A 4,557-nucleotide genomic window follows, 5' to 3' on the forward strand; every position below is an offset into this window, starting at 1 on the left:
TTCGTCGGTGCGCTCGGCCTGGCCGGGTGCTCGTCGGACTACTGGCCGCAGGGCGGGGGCTCCGGTGCCACCCCGACCCCCACCGCCTCGGCGACCGGGACCGCGGACGCGGACGAGCCGACCGCCGCGACCGAGCAGCAGATCCGCCGCATCGTCGAGCGGGTCGCCGACGTCGCCACGAAGGCCGACGCCGACCGGGACACGTCGCTGCTCGAGTCCCGCTTCACCGGGGCGGCGCTCGACTTCCGCAAGGCCAACTACGCGATCCGCGAGAAGGACGCCGACGTGGGCGCGCCGCCGGCGATCTCCGCCGGCCAGGTCTGCGTGGCCCTCCCGCAGCAGACCGACACCTGGCCGCGCACGATCTTCACCGTCGTGGCCGAGGACTGCTCCGCCAAGACCGCACCGCAGGCCCTCACCCTGGTGCAGGAGAGCGCCCGCGACGACTACAAGGTCGCCTACGACGTGTCGCTCGAGGCAGCAGCGGAGATCCCGAGCCTGGCCCCGACGTCGCTCGGTGCGGCACGGCTCGCCGGCGACACCAAGCTCCTGCGCATCGCTCCGGACGACATCGCCGCGGCCTACGGCGACGTCCTGGCGAAGGACTCCGAGAGTGGATCGGCCTCGCTCTTCGCCTCCGACGGGGACGGGCTCCGCTCGACCATCGGCAAGGCCTACAAGGACAAGAAGGCCGAGTCGCTGCCGGACACCGCGAAGATCGAGTACTCGTCCGAGGTGCCCGACGCCAGCCCCGTCGCGATCGCGACGGACGGTGCGGGTGCACTCGTGTCGGCGTCGCTCGACGAGGTCGAGAAGGTGACACCGACCGCGGCGGGCGCCGAGGTGAACACCGAGGGGGCGGTCAAGGCCCTCTCCGGCGTCGACTCGAGCACGAAGGGGATCAGTGCGACGTACAGCGTCCAGCTGCTGTTCTCCGTGCCGCCGGTCGGCAGTGATGAGAAGGTGGTCCTGCTCGGGTTCACGCAGGGCCTGACCGCAGCGAGTGAGGTGCAATGACCAACGTCCCCCCGACCCCGTCCGGTCTCCGCGGAGCCGTCGACCTGTCGTCCCTCGTCGACCGTGCGCAGCGGCCGACGCAGCCCGGTGGCGCTCCCGCCGGGGCCCAGGGTGCTGCCGCCGCAGCCCCGGCTGCCGTCCGAGGCGGCGCCCCGGCTGGCGGCGCCGGTCCCGAGGGCGACCTGACCGTCCCGTCGCTCGTCATCGACGTCACCGACCAGACGTTCCAGGACGTCCTGCAGCTGTCGTCGGTCGTCCCGGTGATCGTCGACATCTGGGCCGAGTGGTGCGGGCCGTGCAAGCAGCTGTCGCCGATCCTCGAGCAGCTCACCGCGGAGTACGACGGCCGCGTCGTGCTGGCCAAGGTGGACGCGGACACGAACCCGCAGCTCGTGCAGGCGTTCCAGGCGCAGTCGATCCCGACCGTCGCAGCGGTCATCGGTGGGCGTCCGCTCGGCCTCTTCGTCGGCGCCCTGCCCGAGGCGCAGGTGCGTGACGTCTTCGAGCAGGTCGTCGCCGCCGCCGAGCAGAACGGCGTGACCGGCCGGGTCACGGTCGACGGTGCCGCCTCGGCGGAGCCCCAGGGCGAGCCCGAGCCGGAACCGCTGCCCCCGCACCACCAGGCCGCGTACGACGCGATCGAGCGCGGTGACTACGCCGCGGCCGTGCAGGAGTACAAGACCGCGATCGCGCAGGACCCGAACGACCAGATGGCCGTCGCCGGGCTCGCGCAGGTCTCCCTGCTCGACCGGCTGAACGGCCGCACCGCCGACGAGCTGCGGAGCGCCGCAGCCGCCGCGCCGCAGGACGTCGAGGCGCAGATGGCCGTCGCCGACCTGGACGTCAGCGGCGGGCACGTCGAGGACGCCTTCGGCCGACTGCTCGACCTGGTGCCGACGGTGTTCGGCGCGGAGCGCGAGGCGCTGCGTGTCCGGCTCGTCGAGTACTTCGAACTCATCGGGGTCGACGACCCTCGCGTGGTCGCAGCACGGCGCCGGCTGGCGAGCGCGCTGTACTGACGCTCACGGCGCTCGTCCGGGACCGGTACGAGACGCCGGCGTCACCGCGAGACGCCCCAGGAACCGCGAGACGCCCCCGGGAACGGGGGCGTTCCGCGTGCTCCGGGGGCGTCTCGTGCGGAAACGGGCGTCTCGCGGGGGTGTCGGCACCCACGGCCCAGCCGGGCGGACGACGGACGGGAGGCCCGGTGCCAGCTGGCACCGGGCCTCCCGTCCGTCTCGTGGTCGCGCCCGCTCCCGGCCGCGTCCCGTGGTCGTGTCAGTCGGCCAGCCGCAGCCAGACCGCACCGAGCGGCGGCACCACCAGGTGCGCCGACGCCGGACGGCCGGCCCACGGCGTCTCCTCCGCCGTCACCGAGCCCATGTTGCCCACACCGGAGCCGCCGTACTCGGCGGCGTCGGTGTTGAGCACCTCGTGCCAGGTGCCCGCTGCGGGCAGCCCGAAACGGCGCTCGACGGGGACGCCGGAGAAGTTCACGAAGACCGCGAGGCGGTCGTCACCGTCCTTGCGCAGGAAGCCGAGCGTGGAGTGCGGGGCGTCGCCGCCCTCGATCCACTCGAAGCCCTCGGGCGAGGAGTCGTGCCGCCACAGTGCCGGCGTGTCCTTGTAGACGCGGTTGAGCGCCGCGACGAGGTCCTGCACACCGAGGTGACCGGGGTCGTCGAGCAGCCACCAGTCGAGCCCACGGGCCTCGGCCCACTCGGACGGCTGGGCGAACTCCTGGCCCATGAACAGCAGCTGCTTGCCGGGGTGCGCCCACATGAAGGCGAGGTACGCCCGCACGTTCGCGAGCTTCTGCCACTCGTCGCCGGGCATCTTGCCGTAGAGCGAACCCTTGCCGTGCACGACCTCGTCGTGGCTGATCGGCAGGGTGAACTGCTCGCTGAAGGCGTAGACCAGCGAGAACGTGATCTCGTCGTGGTGGTACGCGCGGTACGCGGGGTCACGCTCGACGTACTGCAGCGAGTCGTGCATCCACCCCATGTTCCACTTCTGGCCGAACCCGAGGCCGCCGGCGCTCGTCGGCTGGGTGACGCCCGGCCACGAGGTGCTCTCCTCGGCGATCATCACGATGCCGGGGTAGCGCTTGTACGCCGTGGCGTTGGTCTCCTGGAGGAACGAGATCGCCTCGAGGTTCTCGCGACCGCCGTGGACGTTCGGGAGCCACTCGGTGCGGGAGTAGTCGAGGTACAGCATCGAGGCGACAGCGTCGACCCGCAGGCCGTCGATGTGGAACTCCTCCATCCAGTACAGCGCGTTCGCCACCAGGAAGTTGCGGACCTGCGGGTGTCCGAAGTCGAACACGTAGGTGCCCCAGTCGAGCTGTTCGCCGCGGCGCGGGTCCGGGTGCTCGAAGAGGGCGTAGCCGTCGAACTTCGCGAGCGCCCACTCGTCCTTCGGGAAGTGGCCGGGCACCCAGTCCATGATCACGCCGATGCCGGCGGAGTGCAGACGGTCGATCAGGTACCGCAGGTCGTCCGGCGTGCCGAAGCGGGCGGTCGGGGAGTAGTACCCGGTGACCTGGTAGCCCCACGAACCGCCGAACGGGTGCTCGGCGAGCGGCAGGAACTCGACGTGGGTGAACCCGAGGTGCTGCACGTGGCCGATGAGCTGGTCGGCGGCCTCGCGGTAGGAGAGCCCGGGGCGCCACGACCCGAGGTGCACCTCGTACACGCTCATCGGTGCGTCGTGGGACGTCGTCTGCGCCCGACGCTCCATCCACTCGGTGTCACCCTCCGACCAGGAGTGGTCGGAGGCCGTGATCACGGACGCGGTCGCCGGCGGGACCTCGGTGCGACGCGCGAACGGGTCCGCCCGCTCGACCCAGCCCGAGTCGGTGAGGATCTGGAACTTGTACCGCTGGCCGACGAGGGCGCCGGGCCAGAAGAGCTCCCACACGCCGAGGTCGTTCAGCCGGCGCATCGCCGTGGTGCGACCCTCCCAGCCCTCGAAGTCGCCGATCACGCGGACGGCGGTGGCACGCGGTGCCCAGACGGTGAAGGCGACACCGTCGACACCGTCGACCGTGCGGACGTGGGCGCCGAGGTGCTGCCAGAGCTGCTCGTCGCGACCCTCGCCGAACAGGTGGAGGTCGAGCTCGCCGATCGTCGGCGCGAAGCGGTAGGCGTCGTCCGTGGTCCAGGTCGCGTCGTCGGCGTCGGTGGACTCGTCGAGGTCGTAGTCGGCCTCGACGCGGTAGCGACCGAGCGTGCCGGTCGTGGCGCCCGCCCACAGGCCGTCGCCCTCGTGGGTGAGCTCGACGTCGTCGCCATCGGGTCGGACGATGCGGACGGCGGTGGCGAGGTGGCGGACCACCCGCACGCTCGTCCCGCCGTCGACCGGGTGCGGGCCGAGCACGTCGTGCGGCTGCGACCAGCGGCCCTCGGAGACCTGCTGTCGGAGCCAGTCCTCGACCGGTGCCGGTCGGGGTCCGGCTCCTGACGCCGGAGCGTCGTCAGCCGGGGCGCCGTCGACCGGGGTGCCGTCGGCCGGAGCGCCGGGCTCCGGCGCTGCGACGAG

At 72.3% G+C, this 4,557-nt stretch carries 2 protein-coding genes and 1 pseudogene; 2 read left to right on the forward strand and 1 reads right to left on the reverse strand.

Annotated elements, in window-relative coordinates; genetic code table 11:
* Positions 1-1,017 (forward strand): annotated as a pseudogene (locus tag D8M35_RS16705) (hypothetical protein); the annotation flags it as partial.
* Entirely contained in the window at positions 1,014-2,036 is a 1,023-nt protein-coding gene (locus D8M35_RS15635; protein ID WP_126892650.1) for a tetratricopeptide repeat protein, read from the forward strand. The pseudogene D8M35_RS16705 and the gene D8M35_RS15635, both read left to right, overlap by 4 nt.
* Positions 2,037-2,295: 259 nt before the next feature.
* Here the strand turns inward: D8M35_RS15635 and glgB are convergent.
* Positions 2,296-4,557: 1,4-alpha-glucan branching protein GlgB (gene glgB, locus D8M35_RS15640; RefSeq protein ID WP_238638275.1), on the reverse strand; the 2,262-nt coding region annotated here is incomplete at its 5' end.

The sequence above is a fragment of the Curtobacterium sp. HSID17257 genome (assembly GCF_003989515.1).
GTDB lineage: Bacteria > Actinomycetota > Actinomycetes > Actinomycetales > Microbacteriaceae > Curtobacterium.

Excerpts from the sequence above, each read along its gene's own strand:
- D8M35_RS15635 (WP_126892650.1), top strand. The coding sequence starts at position 1,014 with ATGACCAACGTCCCCCCGACCCCGTCCGGTCTCCGCGGAGCCGTCGAC.